Annotated in this window: 17 protein-coding genes; 1 reads left to right on the top strand and 16 read right to left on the bottom strand. The window is 49.1% G+C overall.

The window, feature by feature from the left end; genetic code table 11:
- Positions 1 to 46: 46 nt before the first annotated feature.
- Positions 47 to 862: an SDR family oxidoreductase gene (locus KG118_RS02530; protein WP_117711069.1), complete on the bottom strand. Its 816-nt coding sequence runs from the start codon at positions 860 to 862 to the stop codon at positions 47 to 49.
- Complete coding sequence (gene uxuA / locus KG118_RS02525) at positions 834 to 2090, bottom strand: mannonate dehydratase (protein ID WP_233514865.1); 1257 nt, start codon at positions 2088 to 2090, stop codon at positions 834 to 836. The genes KG118_RS02530 and uxuA overlap by 29 nt, the downstream gene beginning before the upstream one ends.
- Before the next feature lie 190 nt (positions 2091 to 2280).
- On the opposite strand from uxuA, the gene KG118_RS02520 reads away from it, so the two are divergent.
- The gene (locus KG118_RS02520; protein ID WP_117711075.1) at positions 2281 to 3150 is read left to right on the top strand and encodes an AraC family transcriptional regulator; all 870 of its coding nucleotides are present in this window, start codon (positions 2281 to 2283) and stop codon (positions 3148 to 3150) included.
- A gap of 380 nt (positions 3151 to 3530) precedes the next feature.
- On the opposite strand, the gene KG118_RS02515 is transcribed toward KG118_RS02520, so the two are convergent.
- The 14 genes from KG118_RS02515 to dxs all read right to left on the bottom strand — a co-directional run bounded on the left by KG118_RS02515 (position 3531) and on the right by dxs (position 18873).
- Positions 3531 to 4970 (bottom strand): NADH-quinone oxidoreductase subunit N, encoded by a 1440-nt coding sequence (locus tag KG118_RS02515; RefSeq protein WP_117711076.1) that lies wholly within the window; start codon positions 4968 to 4970, stop codon positions 3531 to 3533.
- 54 nt (positions 4971 to 5024) lie between these two features.
- Positions 5025 to 6512: a complex I subunit 4 family protein gene (locus tag KG118_RS02510; RefSeq protein ID WP_117711077.1), complete on the bottom strand. Its 1488-nt coding sequence runs from the start codon at positions 6510 to 6512 to the stop codon at positions 5025 to 5027.
- 69 nt (positions 6513 to 6581) lie between these two features.
- Entirely contained in the window at positions 6582 to 8498 is a 1917-nt protein-coding gene (gene nuoL / locus KG118_RS02505) for an NADH-quinone oxidoreductase subunit L (RefSeq protein ID WP_117711240.1), read from the bottom strand.
- Between the two features lie 5 nt (positions 8499 to 8503).
- Complete coding sequence (nuoK, locus tag KG118_RS02500; RefSeq protein WP_004289123.1) at positions 8504 to 8812, bottom strand: NADH-quinone oxidoreductase subunit NuoK; 309 nt, start codon at positions 8810 to 8812, stop codon at positions 8504 to 8506.
- A gap of 5 nt (positions 8813 to 8817) precedes the next feature.
- On the bottom strand, positions 8818 to 9330 hold the full coding sequence (locus tag KG118_RS02495; protein ID WP_117711078.1) for an NADH-quinone oxidoreductase subunit J family protein: 513 nt from the start codon (positions 9328 to 9330) through the stop codon (positions 8818 to 8820).
- A 29-nt stretch (positions 9331 to 9359) separates the two neighbouring features.
- Positions 9360 to 9863, bottom strand: a complete 504-nt coding sequence (locus KG118_RS02490) for a NuoI/complex I 23 kDa subunit family protein (protein ID WP_117711079.1) — start codon at positions 9861 to 9863, stop codon at positions 9360 to 9362.
- A complete protein-coding gene (nuoH, locus tag KG118_RS02485) occupies positions 9863 to 10939 on the bottom strand; it encodes an NADH-quinone oxidoreductase subunit NuoH (RefSeq protein WP_009123015.1) in 1077 nt (358 codons plus the stop codon). Before nuoH ends, KG118_RS02490 begins: the two co-directional genes overlap by 1 nt.
- Positions 10940 to 11003: 64 nt before the next feature.
- Entirely contained in the window at positions 11004 to 12599 is a 1596-nt protein-coding gene (locus KG118_RS02480; protein WP_117711241.1) for an NADH-quinone oxidoreductase subunit D, read from the bottom strand.
- A gap of 2 nt (positions 12600 to 12601) precedes the next feature.
- Positions 12602 to 13189 (bottom strand): NADH-quinone oxidoreductase subunit B, encoded by a 588-nt coding sequence (locus KG118_RS02475; RefSeq protein ID WP_022218227.1) that lies wholly within the window; start codon positions 13187 to 13189, stop codon positions 12602 to 12604.
- Positions 13180 to 13530, bottom strand: a complete 351-nt coding sequence (locus KG118_RS02470; protein ID WP_117711080.1) for an NADH-quinone oxidoreductase subunit A — start codon at positions 13528 to 13530, stop codon at positions 13180 to 13182. Before KG118_RS02470 ends, KG118_RS02475 begins: the two co-directional genes overlap by 10 nt.
- A gap of 77 nt (positions 13531 to 13607) precedes the next feature.
- Positions 13608 to 13979 (bottom strand): hypothetical protein, encoded by a 372-nt coding sequence (locus KG118_RS02465; RefSeq protein WP_233514869.1) that lies wholly within the window; start codon positions 13977 to 13979, stop codon positions 13608 to 13610.
- A 101-nt stretch (positions 13980 to 14080) separates the two neighbouring features.
- Positions 14081 to 15532 carry a TrkH family potassium uptake protein gene (locus KG118_RS02460; protein WP_117711081.1) on the bottom strand — a complete coding sequence of 484 codons (1452 nt, stop codon included), beginning with the start codon at positions 15530 to 15532 and terminating at the stop codon, positions 14081 to 14083.
- Between the two features lie 5 nt (positions 15533 to 15537).
- Positions 15538 to 16878 (bottom strand): Trk system potassium transporter TrkA, encoded by a 1341-nt coding sequence (trkA, locus tag KG118_RS02455; RefSeq protein ID WP_117711082.1) that lies wholly within the window; start codon positions 16876 to 16878, stop codon positions 15538 to 15540.
- Between the two features lie 87 nt (positions 16879 to 16965).
- The gene (gene dxs, locus KG118_RS02450; protein ID WP_117711083.1) at positions 16966 to 18873 is read right to left on the bottom strand and encodes a 1-deoxy-D-xylulose-5-phosphate synthase; all 1908 of its coding nucleotides are present in this window, start codon (positions 18871 to 18873) and stop codon (positions 16966 to 16968) included.
- Positions 18874 to 18985 lie beyond the last annotated feature (112 nt).

The following is an 18985-nucleotide window of genomic DNA, read 5'->3' as shown; positions in this document are numbered from 1 at the left end:
CCACACGACACATACCTTTGTTTTTGTGCATTTTATAAGAATGGATTTATACGCCGCTGAATGCGCTGAAACCACCGTCAATAGGAAGCAATGCGCCTGTGACGAAGCTGGCGGCATCACTGCATAGGAACTGTACAGCACCATTCAGCTCATTGATGTCACCGAAACGTTTCATCGGAGTTTTTGCCAATACTTTCTTGCTGCGGTCGGTCAGCGAGCCGTCCGGATTGATGAGCACGGCACGGTTCTGGTCGCCGATGAAGAAGCCCGGAGCAATGGCGTTGACACGGATACCGTCTCCGTATTTCAGAGCCAGTTCGCTGGCAAGCCATTGAGTGAAGTTGGCAACGGCTGTTTTGGCTGCCGAATAGCCCGGTACGCGGGTAATAGCGCTGTAAGCTGCCATTGAAGACACATTGACGATACATCCTTTGCCTTGTTTTGCCATCACTTTGCTGAATACCAAAGACGGATAAACGGTTCCGTTCATATTCAGATTGGTTACTTTCTCCCAGCAGGCAATGTCCATGTCGTAGAAGTGTTGGTCGGGAGCCAAAGTCGCGCCCGGCATATTTCCACCGGCAATGTTGAGCAGGATGTCGATGCGTCCCCACTTGGCAACAATATCATCGGCAAGTTTTTCAAGACTGGCTATGTCCAGTACGTTACCCACGATACCGATTACATCCTCACCATATGTTTTCAGTTCTTCTACACGCTTGTCCAGTTGCTCTTGGCGGATGTCTACTGCCACCACCTTAGCACCTTGTTGCATAAAACACTTGGCAATGCTGCCACCCAGTACACCACCTGCACCGGTGATGACTGCCACTTTACCTGCAATACTGAATTGTTCGTTCATAATTTTTCTTTCTTTTTTTATTTATCGTTCTTATCTTTCGTTCTTCATTCTTCATTTTACTCCCCATCTCATCCTGTACTACCGCCATCATGCCTTCTACCTGTGCCAGTGCCAGCATACGGCCATGGAATGAATATCCGGGATTGTATCCTTTGTTTTCATCGCCCAGCATCATTCGTCCGTGGTCTACACGCATCGGCAGGTTCGGGTTCTCTTTCTCGAAGATACGGATAAGGTCGATAAGGTGTCCGCGTCCTGTCAGGTGAGAGCTCTCTATAAAGTTACCGCCCGGCATGGCTGCAGTGCTGCGCAGATGCACAAAGTGGGTGCGTGATGCAAATTTCTTGGCAAGTTCGCGGGTGTCGTTATGCTCTCCTGCGCTGAGCGAGCCGGCACAGAAAGTCAGTCCGTTGTGAGGATTGTCCACGGCATTCAGGAACCATGCAATGTCCTCTTCGTTGGTCACGATACGCGGCAAACCCAATACTTGGAAAGGAGGATCGTCGGGATGTACGCACATATTTACTCCGTACTCCTCGCATACCGGCATGATAGCTGCAAGGAAATACCGCATATTTTCGCGGAGTGCGTCGCGGTCGATACCTTTGTATAGAGCCAGCAGGTTCTTGAAGATGTTCACAGGATTCTTGTCACCTTCCTTGATATTGCCGTTTACGAATCCCTGTGTCTTTACGATGATTGTGTCGATGAGGCTTTCTTTCTCGGCTTCGGTAATGGTTTTGTCCAGTTCGGCTACCTTAGCCAGCTCTTCTGCCGAATAGTCTTTCTCAGCCCCTTCGCGTTGAAGAATGCGCAGGTCGAAATAAGCAAAACGTACCCGGTCGAAATAGAGCGATGAAGTGCCGTCCGCCCAGGGGTGTTGTAAATCGGTGCGTATCCAATCGATAACGGGCATAAAGTTATAGCATACAGTCTTTACACCGCATTTACCCAAATTGGCGAGACTGACTTTATAGTTTTCTATTAGCTGTTCGCGTTCCGGTCCTGCATACTTAATGGCCTCACATACGGGCAGGCTCTCCACAACAGACCAACGTAAGCCGTAGGATTCAATATATTTTTTTAAATCGTTGATAGCTTCTTCTGTCCATATTTCGCCATTGGGCACATCGTGCAGGGCGGTAACTATACCTTCCACGCCGATTTGACGAAGCATATCGAGTGTTATCTTGTCTTTCTTACCGAACCATCTCCAAGTCTTTTCCATACTTCTTTTTGTATTAATGATTTAAAATGATTATTTGCTGCAAATATAGCCACTAAAACAGTTCGAGGATAGACGGATATTTGCAGGATATTTGCAAATATTTGCGTGTATCAAAAGAAAGCGATTACTATTATTCGTATCTTTGTTCTACGGACAGGCAATAGACGTCGGAACTAACATTAGCTGTGCTATGAGACAGATTATAAACGAACAACTCCAGATATCGGAATCCAATCCGATAAAGGCGCGTTACTATGACTACGACCGCTTCACTTATCCCTGGCACTTCCACAGCCAGTATGAGATAATCTATGTAAGGAAGGGAGACGGTCGTTGTTTTGTAGGCGACTGCATAGAGCAGTTTTCAGACGGAGACATGATATTGTTCGGTCCCAATCTGCCTCATTATATGCGAAGTGATGATGCTTATCATTGCGGCAATCCTCTTTTGAGGGTTCAGGGCACTATTGTCCAGTTTGAGGAGAACTTCATGCAATACTCTTTCGACCATTATCCGCAGTTTCATCAGATACGATTGTTGCTGAAAGAGGCCAAGCGGGGAGTCGTTTTTCATGCAGCCGACAACGGGACTGTCCGTGGCAGGGTATCCGCTTTCCCCGAACTGAAAGGCTTCGGACAGATAACGGGATTGTTGGACTTGTTGCAGGAGTTATCCGTATCTGTTCGGAAGAAGCCATTGGCAAGTCCTTGTTACTATGAGAAGTTCCCCACGGTGGGAAACAAAAGGATTGATAAGATTATCTCCTTTATTAATAGTAATTATACCCGTTCCCTTAAGCTCGATGAGATTGCCGAAATGGCGAATATGAATAGCAGCGCCTTTTGCCGCTTCTTCAAAGAGGTTACGGAAAAAACTTTCCTGCAGTATGTGGCGGATATGCGTATCGGTTATGCGTGCAAGCTGTTGACTATCGGTGATATGGAGATTTCACAGATAGCTGTGGAGTGCGGGTTCGAGTCTATCTCGCACTTTAACCGCACTTTTAAACAACTTACCAAACTGACGCCTACGCAGTACAGAAACCAAATAATGAAATAAAGCGGGAATAAATATCCCCTTACAAATCCTAAAATTGCATCATCTGTTACATCCGTATACATCATCTGTTGCACTCGGATACATGATGGATTTTGCTCAAACGCATCATCCGTTTTCTCCAACAGAGATATACTTTAGTATATCTTTTCTTTATTAATTATGTTGTGTCACTAAACTGGCAGTTGCATTGGCTGTAAAGCAAGTCAACTGTCTGATAATGAGCTGAAAAATTGGCACTTGGGCTGGCTTTTTATTGGCACCTTGAAAAAATGGGAAACTATCAGGCTTTTCGTCACGAGAGTGTGTCAAAACAAAGGAACAAATAGCAAATGTTTTTTGTTTTGACACCTCGTGAAGATAAAAAAGGATTGTCCGCTTTTCTACATTCCGAACGAGAACTTATCGATGGACTGATATACCACGCTTGCAATGCTCAGCACCACGATGCCCAGCGTACAGATGACAAGGCTGGCGCGCGTGTAGTTATCGCTGCGGAAAGCGGCAATAGGTTCGTCGCTCTTGTTGATGTACATTGCTTTTACTATCTTCAGATAGTAGTAGAGTGACAGAATGGTATTGACCAGCGCAATGAACACCAGCAAATGGAAACCGCTCCGGAAGGCTGCCGCAAAGATGAAGAACTTCGAGAAGAAGCCCGCAAACGGTGGAATACCTGCCAGCGAGAACAGCGCCAATGTCATGAGGAAAGCCAGTTTGGGATTGGTGGCGTACAATCCGTTGTAATCTTCCAGCGTAAACTTATGGGCACGCAATGCCACAATCGTGATAACGGTGAAGACGGCGAGATTGGCAAACAGGTAAATCAATACGTAGTACACCAGTGACGCCATACCCAATGACGTTCCGCTGATGACGCCCAGCATGATGTAACCGGCTTGGGAGATACTGGAGAATGCCATCAGTCGTTTCAGGTTTTCCTGACGCAGCGCGAAGAGGTTGGCAAGCGTGATGGAGGCGATGATGACCCAGTAGAGCACTTCCTGCCATTGCGCCACCATCGGGGCAAACACCTTATAGAGTATGGTCATCAGCACGAATGCCGCCGCACCTTTGGAGATAACGCTCAGGTAAGCGGTCACCGTACTCGGAGCGCCTTCGTACACGTCTGCCGTCCACAGGTGGAAAGGCACCAATGAAATCTTGAATCCCATGCCGGAGAAGAAGAATACGAACGCCATAATCTGTAACGGGTTTCCGTCCAGATGTGCCGGAATATCTGCAAAGTAGAGTGTACCTACAGAACCGTATATCAGCGAAATGCCGTAAAGCAGCAATCCGCTGGAGAAGAGTGCCGTAAGAATGTACTTGGCGCCTGCCTCGGCGGAGTGGTGGCGGTATTTGTCGAAAGCAACCAGTGCAGCCATCGGGATGCTGGCGGTTTCCAACCCGATGAAGAACATCAGGAAGTGGCCGGCGGAAATCATAAAGTACATACCCAGCAGCGTGGAGAGTGTCAGTACGTAAAACTCGCCTTGCTTGATTGCCGTATCGGGGCGGCGCATCCACTCGTGCGCCATAAGGAAGACGATAAGCGTACCTACGCTGAGGATGGATTTGACGATGCTCTGTATCGGCTGGTTGTGATACATCCCGCCAAAAGCGTCGGCTACAGGACCGGGCACGATGGTTATAAGTGTATGGATGATGAGCAGAACAACGGGCAGCATGGTGTTCAACATCGGCTTGCCGTCATGTTTGTGCGCATCCGGACTCATGAAGAGGTCGGCTATAAAGAGGATAACGATAACCGCTATCAGCGACAGCTCTTCTTTCATTAGGAGAAATTGGGAGTAATCCATATTATTTGGTGATTAACTGTTTAGTGATTAATAATTAACTCCTGATTGGCGTGATTAGCGGGCGGCTAATAGATTGACTACCGGCAGCACGCTGTCTCCAATCATGTTGCTTATCCACAGCGGGGCAAGACCGAGGCCGGCTACGCAAGCGATAAGGATGATTACGGCGGTACGTTCGTCCCAGGTGGCATCGGTCAATGTCAGGTGGTGCTTGTTGGTGCAGGTTCCATAAAGGATTTTACCGACAAGGCGCAGAATGTAGACCGCGGTAATTACAATGCTTGTGCAGGCAATGACGGTCCATACGCGGTGGAATGTATCGGGATGCTGGAAAGCGCCGTTGAAGATTGTCATTTCGGCAATGAAACCGCTGAGCCCCGGCAAACCGAGGTTGGCAAGACCGGCGATGACGTAGGATACTGCGAGGAAAGGCATAATCTTCATCAGTCCGCTAAGCTCGCGTACGTCGCGTGTGTGCGTACGTCCGTAAATCATACCGATGAGGGCGAAGAACAGGGCGGTCATCAATCCGTGGGAAAGCATTTGCAGCACGGCGCCCGTACAAGCCGTCCGGTTCATCATCAGAATGGCGAAAAGCACCAGACCGCAGTGCGATACGGAAGAGTAGGCATTGATATACTTCAAATCGGTTTGCACGCAGGCGGAGAATGCACCGTACACAACGGAGATACCTGTCAGTACGAGGAATATCCAGCCGAGTTCCTGTGCGGCTTCGGGCATCAGGTACATGGCGATGCGGAAACATCCGTAGCCGCCCAGTTTCATCAGTACGCCCGCATGCAGCATGGAAACGGCAGTCGGTGCGGATGCGTGACCGTCGGGGCTCCATGTGTGGAACGGGAACAGTGCGCCCAGCACGCCGAAACCGAGGAAAGTAAGCGGGAACCAGATGCGTTGTTGCTCGATAGGAATATTGTGCAGTTGGGCTATTTCCAGCAGGTTCATGGTGGTGGCGCCGCTGCCGAAGTAGATACCTAAGATACCGATTAACAGGAAAGCGGAACCGCCCATAAGCATCAGCGTCAGTTTCATGGCGGCATATTCCTTGCGTCCCGAACCCCATACGCCAATCAGCAGGTACATCGGGATAAGCGCTACCTCGTAGAACATGAACATGGTGAACAGGTCGGTGGAGATAAAGAAGCCGAACACGCCCATGGACAGCAGGGTGAACCACAGGAAATATTCTTTAGTCAGCGGTTGCAGACGCCAGGAAGCGAATGTTCCCGTAAAGACAATGATGGCCGAGAGTAGCAGCATGGCTACCGAAATACCGTCTACACCCACGGAATAGTGAATGTTGAGGGCGGGATACCAAGCTACGTCGGCACGGAACAGCATTTCATCCGTAGCGCCGCCATGACGGGCTTGCAGATAGACGACAGTCAGTCCGACGGCGGCGATGAGCAGTGCCGAAGCGCCGGTTATCATCACCGCACGTATCTGTGCTATGTTACGGCTGAGCCAAAGACCCAGCAGCATCAGCAAAGGGATGAGTACGAATATGGATAAGAAATTCATCTTTATAGTATTGTATTAATTGTTATTGTTCTATGGATTGATATATCAATATCAGTGTCCGTTTCTCGTTTACAGCAACAGCAGCAATATCAGTATGAGCGTACCCAGCAGGAATACGAACGTGTACTGCTGGATGCGTCCGCTTTGCAGGCCGCGTATCTCGTCGCTGGTGGCATTGGCGCCCCAGGCGAGAAAATTGAAGAAGCCGTCTATCACATGGCGGTCCCACCATGCAATGGGACGGCTGATGCAACCGAAGATGATGCGGTGGGTGATGAACTGGTAAACTTCATCGATATAGAAGCGGTGGTAGGCTGCCGTCCACAAGCCGTTGAAGCGGCGGGCAAGCGCATTGGCAACGGGTTGTTTTCCGCTTTTATACATATAGGTTGCCAAGGCTATGGAAACAACGGCGATGGCTATGCTTGTACCTGCCACGCCCCAGTCCAGATGAATGGTATAGGCTTCACCGTTCGAGCTGACGAAGTGCCCGAAAGGTATGAATCCGGCAACCACTGTAACGGCAGCGAGAAACATCAAGGGGACGGTCATCGCCAACGGGCTTTCGTGGGGAGTGTGGTGTGCGTGGTCGGTGTCTTGCGCGTGCTCGCCGCTAACCGCCGACCGCTTGTCGCTCCAGAAAATGCCGTAGTAGAGACGGAACATATAGAATGCGGTCATTGCGGCAATCACCGTCATTATCCAACCCATGGCGGGGCTGAATTGGAAGCAGGCCGTCAAAATCTCGTCCTTGGAGAAGAATCCGGAGAACGGGGGAATACCGGCGATGGCAAGGCAGGCTATCAGGAAAGTGATATGCGTAATCGGCATATATTTGCGCAGCCCGCCCATAGCGGACATCTCGTTGCTGTGCACCGCATGGATGATGCTGCCTGCACCGAGGAACAGCAATGCCTTGAACATGGCGTGCGTAAACAGATGGAACATACCTGCCATATAGCCCAGCCCGCCTTCATGCGGGTTCATGGAAGTACATACGCCGAGCGCCACCATCATAAAGCCTATCTGCGATATAGTGGAGAAGGCGAGCACACGCTTGATGTCGCTTTGCACACAGGCTACGCCGGCAGCGTAGAACGCTGTGAATGCGCCTACATAGGCAACGAGGTGCAGCACATGGGGCGCATAGTCGATGAATAACGGGAACATACGTGCCACCAGATAGACACCTGCGACGACCATGGTAGCGGCATGAATCAATGCGCTGACCGGAGTAGGGCCTTCCATAGCATCGGGCAGCCAGATGTGCAGCGGGAACATGGCGCTCTTGCCGGCTCCACCGATGAACATCAGTCCCAGCGCCAGCGGAATCATTGTTGCGCCGCCTTTCAGCAGTGCCATTTCATTGGGCTGGAAAGTATAGGTTCCGGCATAGTAGCCGTAAACCAGAATACCGATAAGGAAGCCCAGGTCGGCAAAACGGGTCACGATAAACGCTTTCTTGCTGGCGGCGATTGCTGCGGGCTTCGTATAGTAGAAGCCGATCAGCAGGTAGGAAGATACACCCACCAACTCCCAGAACAGATACATCTGAAAAATATTGGTCGCTACCACCAGCCCCAGCATGGACATGGTGAAAAGCGAGAGGAAAGCATAATAGCGTTGGAAACCGCGTTCCCCTTTCATATAGCCGAAAGAGTAGAGGTGTACCATGAATGATACGGTGCTTATGACAATCAGCATCATCACCGATATAGGGTCGAGCAAGATGCCCAGGTCAATGCTGAGCGACGGTGTGAACGGCAGCCATGTACAGTTGTAAGGCATCAGCGTGGCGTATGTGCCGTCTGCCAGCCGGGGGGCGGTGAAATATTGTATTGCGGTGAGGTAGGAGAGTACCGCCACTGCACCCAGTACCGCCGTGCCGATGATGCCGGCGGTGCGGTGTGACATCCATTTGCCGCCCAATCCCAACACAAGGAATGAGAGCAAGGGAAGAAGAAGGATTAGAATCGTATATTCCATATTTATTACCATTTGAGTTCGTCCAGCTTGTTCACCTGGATAGAACGTATGTTACGATAGATGTTAATCATGATAGCAATAGCCACAGCTGTTTCGGCTGCCGAGATGGCAATGGAGAACAGGGAGAAGAAATAGCCTTCCAGTCCGCCGGGAAACAGAAAACGGTTGAATACCGCGAAGTTGATGTCCGTAGCGTTCAGTATCAACTCGATTGAAATCAATATCGCCAAGGTATTGCGGCGGGTGAAGAACCCGTAGATGCCGGCGAAAAACATGATAGCCGAGACTATCAGGTAATATTCCATGTGTATCATAATTCTTATCTTTTACGTGCTATTAATAATCCGCCTACGATACATGCCAGCAGCAGAATGCTGACGGCCTCGAAAGGCAACAGGTAACCGTACTTGTCACCGCTCAGCATATGGTGCCCGATAGTCTTGATGTTGACTTCAAGAGGCGCTACATCGGTGGTGGCGATGAATTTATGTTTCAGGGTTATGAACAGTACAATGACAGCTCCGGCTACGGTAGTGCCCAGTCCGGCGAAGAACTTGCTGCGCTTCAGCTTTCCCGCCATGTCGCCTTCACCGCTGGTGAGCAGGATGGAGAAGACGTAAAGCACGACGATACCGCCCGCGTATACCATAATCTGTACCGAACCGAGGAATGTGTATCCCAGCAGGAAGTAGATGCCGGCTGTGCCGAACAGCACAAACAGCAGGTATGTGGCCGAACGTACCATACGTTTGGTGGTTACCGTCAGTATGGAGAATACGGTAATGAAAGCCGCAAGGAAGTAAAATACTATTGTTTCAAGATTAAATTCCATGTTATTGATTACTAATTATGAATTACTAATTACTTCGCTACTTCGGGTTGGGGAGCGGCGGGTTTCTTTTTCTCTTCTACGTGACTGCCCGGATGATTCAGCGTCAGTACCAGTTTGCTGCGGTCGAATACGGCATGCTCAAAATTCTGGTCGAATGTGATGGCATCGTGCGGACAGGCGTTGACGCAAAGCTGGCAGAATATACAGGAGCCGAGGTCGTATTCGTATTTCGCCAGTATCTTCTTTTTCTTGCCGTCTTCCGTTTCTACGGTTTCGCTCGTCACCTTGATGGTGTCGTTGGGACAAGCCATCTGGCACAGGCCGCAGGCAATGCAATGGTGCTCGTTCTGTTCATTGTGGGGCATTGTCAGTGTACCCCGGAAGCGTTCGGAGAGTTTCAGCGTCTTCCGGTTTTCCGGATATTGTTCGGTAGTCTTCTTGCGGCAGAAAACGGTCATCGTGGTTTTCATACCCGTGAGCAGGGAAGTGATACCATTGATGAGGCTGCCTATGTAGGAGTTATTATCTTTCATCAGAAATGTAATTTAAATACTACGATTAATACCATTAGAATCAGGTTCACCATGCTGATAGGAACCAGATATTTCCATTCGAGGTTCAGAATCTGGTCGATGCGCAGGCGCGGGAATGTCCATTTAATCCACATCAGCAGGAACACCACGAAGAATGCCTTGCCGAAGAACCATACAAAGCCCGGAATGTAATCCATGACCGCATTGAAACCGTCCAGACCGACGATGTGCAACGGCATCCAGCCACCCAGGAAAATCGTGGCGGCTATACCGGCTACGATGAACAGGTTCAGATATTCTGCCAGATAGAAGAAGCCGAAACCCATACCTGAGTATTCCGTATGATAACCGGCGGTCAGCTCGCTTTCGGCTTCGGGCAGGTCGAACGGGCCGCGGTTGGTTTCCGCATTACCTGCAATAAGATAGATAACGAATGCTATCACTGCCGGGATGTGTCCTTTGAAGATGAACCAGCCGTCGGCTTGTCCGGCTACGATTTCGGAGAACTGCATCGTGCCCATCAGAACTACCATTGTCAGGATGCTCAGTCCGCAGGAGAGTTCGTAGCTGATGATTTGCGCACCGCTTCGCATGGCTCCGATAAGCGAGAACTTGTTGTTGGAACTCCATCCGGCAAGCAGGATGCCTACCACACCGATACTCGAAGCGGCAAGCAGGAAGAACACGCCCACGTTGAAGTCCAGCACTTCCAGCCCTTTGCTGATGGGCAGGCAGGCGAACGTGAGGAACGAGGCTATGATGACCATGAACGGCGCCAGGTTGTAGAGGAACCTGTCGGAGAACTTCAGGTCAATGATTTCTTTAGTCAACATCTTGATGACGTCGCAGGGCACTTGGAGCAATCCCCATTTCCCTACACGCATCGGACCGAGGCGGCATTGGAAAAAGGCGCATATCTTGCGCTCCATATAAATCAGGATAATGGCAAGCACTGCATACATCAGGATGATGCATACGCCTATCACTACGCATTCGAGAAACACCGCCAGACCTTCCGGCATGAAGGAGGTCAGCATCTGGTGAATCCAATTGGTTACTATACTAAAGTCAAACATCTGTTTATTTACGATTTTACGATTTACTATTTGATAGTTTGGTGTATGTTTGCTATCTACTCTTTTATCTGTCGATGTCCGGTACTACATAGTCCAGTGTTCCACCGATGGCAATAAGGTCGGCAATCTTTGCGCCGCGGCAGATTGTATCCACGGTAGATACCAGCGGAAGACCTGTACTGCGGAAGTGCAAACGGTAGGGAGTCTTGTCTCCATGGCTCTCGAGGAACACGCCGAACTCACCGCGGCTGCCTTCTACGGCGGCATAGTAAGTACCTTCCGGCACGCGGATAATCGGTTTCATCTTCTCCTGGTATGCACCTTCGGGGATATTGTCTATCAACTGTTCGATGATTTTCAAGCTTTCCATGATTTCATCCATACGGATGAGGTAGCGCGCCCAAGAGTCTCCTTCGGTGCGGACAATCTCTTTGAAGTCCACCTTATCATATACACTGTAAGGCATACGTTTACGCACGTCGCACGCCCAACCGCTGGCACGTCCTGTGCCGCCGGTAGCGCCGAAAGCTATGGCGTCTTCGCGAGACAGCACGCCTACGCCTTTCAGACGTTGCTGTGCAATGATATTTCCCGTAAACACGTCGTGATATTCGTGCAGGATACCGCGCAGGTAAGGGATGAATTCTTTCACTTTCTTTTGGAAGTCGGGAGCGATGTCGGCTTGCACGCCGCCAATCGTGTTGTAGTTCATGATGAGGCGTCCGCCGCAAGTGCCTTCAAAGATGTCCAAGATTTTTTCACGGTCACGGAAGCCGTAGAAGAAGGCGGTCAGCGCACCGAGGTCCATTGCCAGACAGGAGTAGAAAAGCAAGTGCGAATCGATGCGTTGCAGCTCATCCATGATGGTGCGGATGTATTGTACGCGCTCGCTTACCTCTATGCCCATGGCCTTTTCGATACACATACACAGGGCATGACGGTTCTGGTGGGCGCCCAGGTAGTCCAGACGGTCAGTCAGGGCCAGTGTTTGCGGATATGTAAGGCTTTCGCACATCTTCTCGATGCCCCGGTGGATATATCCGCAGTTGGCATCAATCTTTTCGATGATTTCACCTTCCAGTGATACGCGGAAACGCATTACGCCATGGGTGGCAGGGTGCTGGGGACCGATGTTTACTACATATTCGTCGTCGCCGAAGAGTTGCGACTCTTTGTTCTTTACAGTTCCGTCCGGGTTAAGTTCCAGTTCGGTGGTAGTATCGATTGTCTCTTCGTTGTCCATGCGCAGAGGGTTCTGTGCTTCCGGGTCGTCGTCTTTACGCATCGGATAGCCTACCCAGTCATTGCGCAGATAGAGGCGTCTCATGTCGGGATGCCCGATGAACACTACGCCGTAGAAGTCGAACACTTCACGTTCCAAGAAGTCTGCGGCTTTCCAAATGTCGCAAACGGAAGGAAGTTCGGGATGTTCCCGGTCGAGGGTGGCGGTGCGAACCGCAATCTGTTTGCCGGTAACGGTGGACTCCAACTGATACACTACACCAAGTCCGCGCGGAGTATCGGGAGCATCTTTGGCTGTATCAGGTTCGCCCCAGTCCATACCGGTGAGGCATTCCAGAAAGTCCATCTGTTCTTCTTGCCGCAGGCGCAGCATCTCATCGTGCAAGGCTGCGGGCTCTATATATCTTGTTGCATTCATATTCATTCTTCCGGTTTTTCTTCTTTTTGATTTACACCACCAAAGTACTTCTCTATTTTTACCTTACGTTGCAACTGCATCATTCCGTAGTAGAATGCTTCGGGGCGGGGAGGACATCCCGGAATATATACGTCTACCGGCAGGATCTTATCCACTCCGTTGACAACGTGATAGGACTTCTTGAACGGGCCGCCGCTGACTGCACAACCGCCTACGGCTATCACATACTTCGGGTCGGCCATTTGGTCGTACAAACGTTTCAGTACCGGCGCCATTTTGTTCGTGATTGTTCCGCACACCATAATCATATCTGCTTGGCGCGGACTGGCACGGGCTACTTCAAACCCGAAGCGCGCCATATCATAGCGGGCTGCACCGAGGGCCATGAATTCGATACCGCAACAGCTTGTTGCAAACGTAAGCGGCCACAGCGAATTGCTGCGTCCCCAGTTGACGAAATCGTCCAGTACGCCGAGAGCCACATTGGCGCCTCCTGCGTTGAGCTCCCGAACCAGTTTCTCCAACGTTTCGTTGTCTGTAAACTCCTCATAAGGGATGGATTTTATGTTGGGTTTCTTCGTTACTTCCATTCCAAAGCTCCTTTCCTCCAGGCATAAGCAAGACCCAGAACTAATATAATAAGGAAAAACAAAATACTGAAAAGCCCGGCTACTCCAAGCTCGCGTGCAATGACTGCCCACGGGAACAGGAATACCGTCTCCACTTCAAACATCAGAAACAAGATAGCAAACAGATAGTAACCTACTCGGAACTGCATCCATGATTTACCGCGGGTGGGAATACCGCACTCGTACGGCTCCATTTTCTGTACATTGTACGAACGGGGAGCTATCGCATTGGACAGCGCGATGACAATACCCACGAAAGCAATTGCCGTCAGCAAGACGACTACTAACAAAGTAAAGTTCATAAATCTGATAAGATTTTAGATATATAAAATATAGATATACTGAATAAAAGATGATAAGGTGGCAGAGTGCTACCCTTTTATCTGATAATCTTTCTTAGCCCGAATACGTAGTAATGCGAATCGGGTACGGGAGAATAGTACAAATCCGGTATACGGTCGTAGCTTTGCGCACGCAGCGATTGTTGCATACGGATAATATCGGCACGCAGCAGGGAAGCTTTGTTACCGGGCACTTGTGTGTGGTCTACATACTCCAGGCAGGAGGAGGTAGACGATAAATGGTTATAATAGTGCTGAATTGTTTGCCGGGCGGTAGGCGCTTGAGTTAATATGCAACTGTCAGTGCTATTGTTAACCGGAGTACACAAAAAATCCGCAGTATCTATCGCACCGTTGTGTAATAAAACTGCGAGTATGGCTATCATACAATATTTTATGCACTGTTTCATACCTCCATATCTCTTTCAGGGCGCAAAGATATAATAAGTATCTTTCATTTTGCTATCTCTGCATAACAAAAAATGACTATTTTTACACTTTTTATCCTAAGTCAATTCCGCTTCCAAAATTCCGGGGTGAACAAAAGTAAGACAGTAAACAATTCCAGGCGTCCTAATAACATGAGGAATGACAACAGCCATTTGGCTGCATCAGGCAGGGCATTCCATGAATAGGCGGGACCTGTATCACCTAATCCGGGCCCCATATTGCCAATACTGGATATGACGCAGCCAATGGATTCTTCGGCTCCTATCCCCATTCCCATCATTATCAGTATGCCGATAATGATAATAATGAAGTATAAAAAGAAGAATGCCAGAACTGTAGAAACGATGGAAGGCGATATTACCTGTTTGTTTACACGTACCGGCAGTACGGCATTAGGATGGAGGATGTGTTTAAATTCATTACGTGACACTTTGGCAAGGATTACCATTCGGATACATTTCAATCCGCCCGTTGTACTGCCCGCACAAGCTCCCATGACCATAACAATGGTTAGCAATCCCCAAAGTATGGGTGTCCATAGTATATAGTCGTCTGTGGCAAAGCCGGTTGAGGTATGCAAAGATATAACTTGGAACAATGATTTGCGGAAAGCCTCTTCCACCCCCATTGAGCTGGTATAGTAGAGAACAACTGCAATGACGGTAGTAAAACTAACTACCGACCAGAAATACCATTTCAGTTCGGCATTGTCAATGACCTTCTTGAATTTCCGGCTGGCAAAAAATAACAACAACGTAAAGTTGATACCGGAGATAAACATAAAGAAGGAGATGACATATTCTATATAAGGAGAGTTGTAATAGGCTATACTTGCTTGTTTGGTGGAGAATCCTCCTGTGCCTGTGGTGGCAAAGGCGTGGCATACGCTGTCGAACCAATCCATACCTCCCAGCATGAGCAGGACTACAAGAATCAGGGTAAGCCCGGTATAGATACTCCATATCCATTTGGCCGTGATGCCGATACGCGGATGCACTTTGTCGTGCGTGGGACCGCTGGCTTCAGCAGCGAATACCTGCAGACCGCTGACTCCGAAAATAGGCAATACAGCAATCGTAAACATGATAATTCCCAAACCGCCTATCCATTGTGTCATGCCACGCCAAAATAGCAGCCCATGGGGAAGCGATTCTATGTTGTCCAATACGGTAGCTCCCGTACTTGTAAAACCGGACATGGTTTCAAAGAAAGCATTTGTGATGTCGGGAACGTATCCGCTGATGTAGAAAGGCAGCATACCGAAAAGAGAAAAGGCTACCCATGCAAAGCTGACCAATACGTAACCGTCACGGCGGGTCAGTTGTTTTTCGCCGCCTCTTCCGGCGATGGCCATGAGTAGGCCGGCTCCGGCAGTGATACCTGCCGATTTCCAGAAATCAAGCAGGGCTTCGTCATTATAGTAATATGATATTGCCGAACATGCCAGTAGCATGACTGTTTCCAGTAACAGCAGAATACCGATAATCCGTATAATTGTCTTAAAGTTAATCACGTTCGCTAGTTAAAATATTTTTCGATTTTCTTAATCATCATGTTCAGGCAGAATACTACCACATGGTCGCCGGGCAGTATTTGTGTGTTACCCATAACCACAACACCTTCACCGTTGCGTATCAGCCCGCCAATAGTTGTTCCCTTGGGTAGACCGAGGTCTTTTACCTGGTGCTTGGTTATCTTAGAGCCGGGTTTGACGGTAAATTCCGCCACATCGGCATTGGCAAAAGTCAGGCATTTTACATTGCTGACGTCTGCATCCAACATCATCTGGTAGATGTGGCTGGCTGCAATCATCTTTTTGTTGATAACAGTGCCGATGTCAAGACTTTCCGCCATGCCTATATAATCTATATTTTCTACTTCCGCAACAGTCTTGCTTACTCCCATACGCTTTGCAGCCAGGCAGGCGAGGATGTTTGTTTCCGAGTTCTCGGTTAGTGCAACAAAAGCTTCGGTGTTCTTTAATCCTTCTTCTACAAGCAAATCCATGTCCCGTCCGTCTCCGTTGATAATCATAATCTTATCATCCAGTAGTTCGGTAAGGCGGTTGCATCGGTTCAGGTCGTTTTCTACAATCTTCACCTGCATATAGTCGGGAACGTATTGTGCGGTGCGTACTGCAATGCGGCTTCCTCCCATAATCATGACATTGCGCACATCGGCGTAATCTTCCTTGCCGGCTATCTTACGGATATACGGAACGAATTTGCGGGTGGTCGTAAAATAAACAATATCATGCAGTTTTATGACATCGTCGCCGCGAGGAATCAGTGTTTCATTGCCGCGCTTGATGGCTACCACGTGGTAGGGTAATTCCGGTCCGCCCAGTTGATGCAGGGGAATATCCAAAATTTCCGCCTTCTCACGCATCTTAGCCCCTATCAGAATCAGTGCACCGCCACAGAATTCCCACCATTGGCGCACCCAACTCATACGGATGGAAGATACAATCTCTTTTGCTGCAAGCATTTCCGGATAGATAAGCGAGTCTACCCCCAATTTTTGGAAGAATTCCTTGTTTTTGGGCAACAGGTACTCGTAGTTGTCAATGCGGCCTACGGTCTTTACCGCACCAAGATTGGTAGCGAGCATACAGGCAGTGATGTTGCGGCTTTCATCGGGAGTAACGGCAATGAAAAGGTCGGCTTCTCCCACCCCTACTTCTTTCAATCCCTTAATGGAAGTGGGAGAGGCGGTGACAGTCATCAAGTCGAAGTTGGAGCTGAGTGTACTCATCCTCTCTTCGTTGTCGTCCATTAATATAATGTCCTGTTTTTCGCGAGACAATAGTTTGGCCAAATGTGTGCCTACTGCGCCGGCACCTGCAATGATTATTTTCACAATACTTTAAGAAATGAAGAATGAAGAGTGAAGAATGAAGAATTTCCTTGCGGACGGCTTGCATAGCGCAGCCCGATTCTTCATTCTTTATTTTTCATTCTTAATTAATATATTATAGATTCCTTCTTCATCCATTCCGCACAATTGATACAACTCCTGTACCGTACCGTGCTCTATAAATGTGTCGGGTACGCCGATGCGCTCTATGTGCGGGGTGTAGTTGTTGTCCGCCATAAACTCCAAAACGGCACTTCCCATGCCGCCTTTTCGTGTACCGTCTTCTATGGTAATGATGCGTTTGAAGTTGTGTCCCGCTTCATGTAATAATGCTTCGTCCAGCGGTTTAAGAAAACGTAGGTCGTAGTGGGCTATGGAAAGTCCTTTCTCGGTTTCCGCCCGTTTAATGGCGTGTGCGGCAATGTTTCCTATCGGACCGATGGTGATGACAGCAAGGTCTTTCCCGTCCTTCAGTTTCCGTCCTTTGCCTACAGGGATTTCCTCCAACGAGCATCGCCAGTTTGCCAATACGCCACGTCCGCGTGGATAGCGGATTACGAACGGACCTTTGCCCGGCAGTTGTGCAGTGTACATCAGACGACGCAGTTCGTGCTCGTCCATAGGCGAGGAAATGGTCAGATTCGGGATAGGACGGAAATAGGCAAGGTCGTATACGCCATGATGTGTCGGTCCGTCTTCACCTACCAATCCGGCGCGGTCCAGACAGAGCACAACAGGTAACCGCAGGATGGCAATGTCATGTATCACATTGTCATAAGCCCGCTGCATGAAAGACGAATAAATGTTGCAGAAGGGTTGCAGTCCTTCCTTTGCCATGCCACCGGAGAATGTGGCGGCGTGCCCTTCGGCAATGCCTACATCGAAAGCGCGGTCGGGCATTGCCTTCATCAATATGTTCATGGAGCATCCTGTGGGCATGGCGGGTGTGACTCCGACGATTTTCGGATTCTTCTCTGCTAATTCCACTAGTGTTTCGCCGAATACGGTTTGGTATAGAGGGGGAAGATTGCTGGTGTCGGCAGTAATACGTTCTCCGGTTTCGGGGTCGAACTTACCAGGCGCGTGCCAGATGCCCGGCTCCTTTTCGGCGGGCTCGAAGCCTTTACCCTTTATAGTGTGCAGATGAAGGATTTTAGGTCCTTGCATATCTTTTATATCCCGCAGAACACGGGCCAGGTTCTTTACGTCGTGCCCGTTTATCGGACCGAAGTATCGTATGTTCATCCCTTCGAAGATGTTCTGTTGCTGGGCAGCCATTGATTTTAGACTGTTAGAAAAGCGGATTAAAGCTTTGCGTCGGTCTTCATTCAGCACACCCATTTTAAACAGCATCTTGGAGGCTTTGAAACGCAATTGGTTATAGCGGTTAGAGGTTGTCAGATTGAACAAATATTGCTTCATACCGCCTACGCTGCGGTCTATCGCCATATCATTGTCGTTGAGGATAATCAATAGGTTGTTGGCGGTGGATGAGGCATTGTTCAAACCCTCAAAAGCCAGTCCGCCACTCATGCTTCCGTCACCGATGATGGCTACTACATGGCGGTCTTTCTCACCTTTTTTTGCTGCTGCAACAGCCATACCCAAGGCTGCCGAAATGGAATTTGAGGCATGCCCGCAAGTAAAGGTGTCGTAATCGCTTTCCACGGGAGTGGGGAAGGGACGTATCCCCTTAAACTTCCGGTTGGTGCAGAAAGATTCGCGACGTCCGGTCAGCATCTTGTGGCCGTAGGCCTGATGCCCTACGTCCCACACGATACGGTCGTATGGGGTATTGTAGACGTAATGCAGTGCGACGGTAAGTTCCACTGTACCCAAACTTGCTGCAAAGTGTCCCGGATTGCACGAAAGTTCTTGAATGATGTCTTGCCTTAATTCTTCACAAACCTCCGGAAGCTGCTCTACGCTTAATTTACGCAGATCTTCCGGGTAGGAAATGGAATCCAGCAAGTTGTATGTTGTTGGTTCTGTTTTCATCACTGTACTGAAGATTACAAAATGCAAAAATAGCAAAAGAAAACGGATGGCTGTATCATTTTGTCTGTTTTTTGTTTTGGAGAAGCCTTTTACAGGAATTTTAAAGTTGCAG

This window comes from Bacteroides propionicigenes, from assembly GCF_018390535.1.
Lineage (GTDB): Bacteria > Bacteroidota > Bacteroidia > Bacteroidales > Bacteroidaceae > Bacteroides > Bacteroides propionicigenes.
This window is presented reverse-complemented; position numbering and strand designations above follow the sequence as displayed.

Coding starts and splice junctions, on each gene's coding strand:
- KG118_RS02530 (WP_117711069.1), bottom strand. CDS start 862: ATGAACGAACAATTCAGTATTGCAGGTAAAGTGGCAGTCATCACCGGT.
- uxuA (WP_233514865.1), bottom strand. CDS start 2,090: ATGGAAAAGACTTGGAGATGGTTCGGTAAGAAAGACAAGATAACACTC.
- KG118_RS02520 (WP_117711075.1), top strand. CDS start 2,281: ATGAGACAGATTATAAACGAACAACTCCAGATATCGGAATCCAATCCG.
- KG118_RS02515 (WP_117711076.1), bottom strand. CDS start 4,970: ATGGATTACTCCCAATTTCTCCTAATGAAAGAAGAGCTGTCGCTGATA.
- KG118_RS02510 (WP_117711077.1), bottom strand. CDS start 6,512: ATGAATTTCTTATCCATATTCGTACTCATCCCTTTGCTGATGCTGCTG.
- nuoL (WP_117711240.1), bottom strand. CDS start 8,498: ATGGAATATACGATTCTAATCCTTCTTCTTCCCTTGCTCTCATTCCTT.
- nuoK (WP_004289123.1), bottom strand. CDS start 8,812: ATGATACACATGGAATATTACCTGATAGTCTCGGCTATCATGTTTTTC.
- KG118_RS02495 (WP_117711078.1), bottom strand. CDS start 9,330: ATGGAATTTAATCTTGAAACAATAGTATTTTACTTCCTTGCGGCTTTC.
- KG118_RS02490 (WP_117711079.1), bottom strand. CDS start 9,863: ATGAAAGATAATAACTCCTACATAGGCAGCCTCATCAATGGTATCACT.
- nuoH (WP_009123015.1), bottom strand. CDS start 10,939: ATGTTTGACTTTAGTATAGTAACCAATTGGATTCACCAGATGCTGACC.
- KG118_RS02480 (WP_117711241.1), bottom strand. CDS start 12,599: ATGAATGCAACAAGATATATAGAGCCCGCAGCCTTGCACGATGAGATG.
- KG118_RS02475 (WP_022218227.1), bottom strand. CDS start 13,189: ATGGAAGTAACGAAGAAACCCAACATAAAATCCATCCCTTATGAGGAG.
- KG118_RS02470 (WP_117711080.1), bottom strand. CDS start 13,530: ATGAACTTTACTTTGTTAGTAGTCGTCTTGCTGACGGCAATTGCTTTC.
- KG118_RS02465 (WP_233514869.1), bottom strand. CDS start 13,979: ATGAAACAGTGCATAAAATATTGTATGATAGCCATACTCGCAGTTTTA.
- dxs (WP_117711083.1), bottom strand. CDS start 18,873: ATGAAAACAGAACCAACAACATACAACTTGCTGGATTCCATTTCCTAC.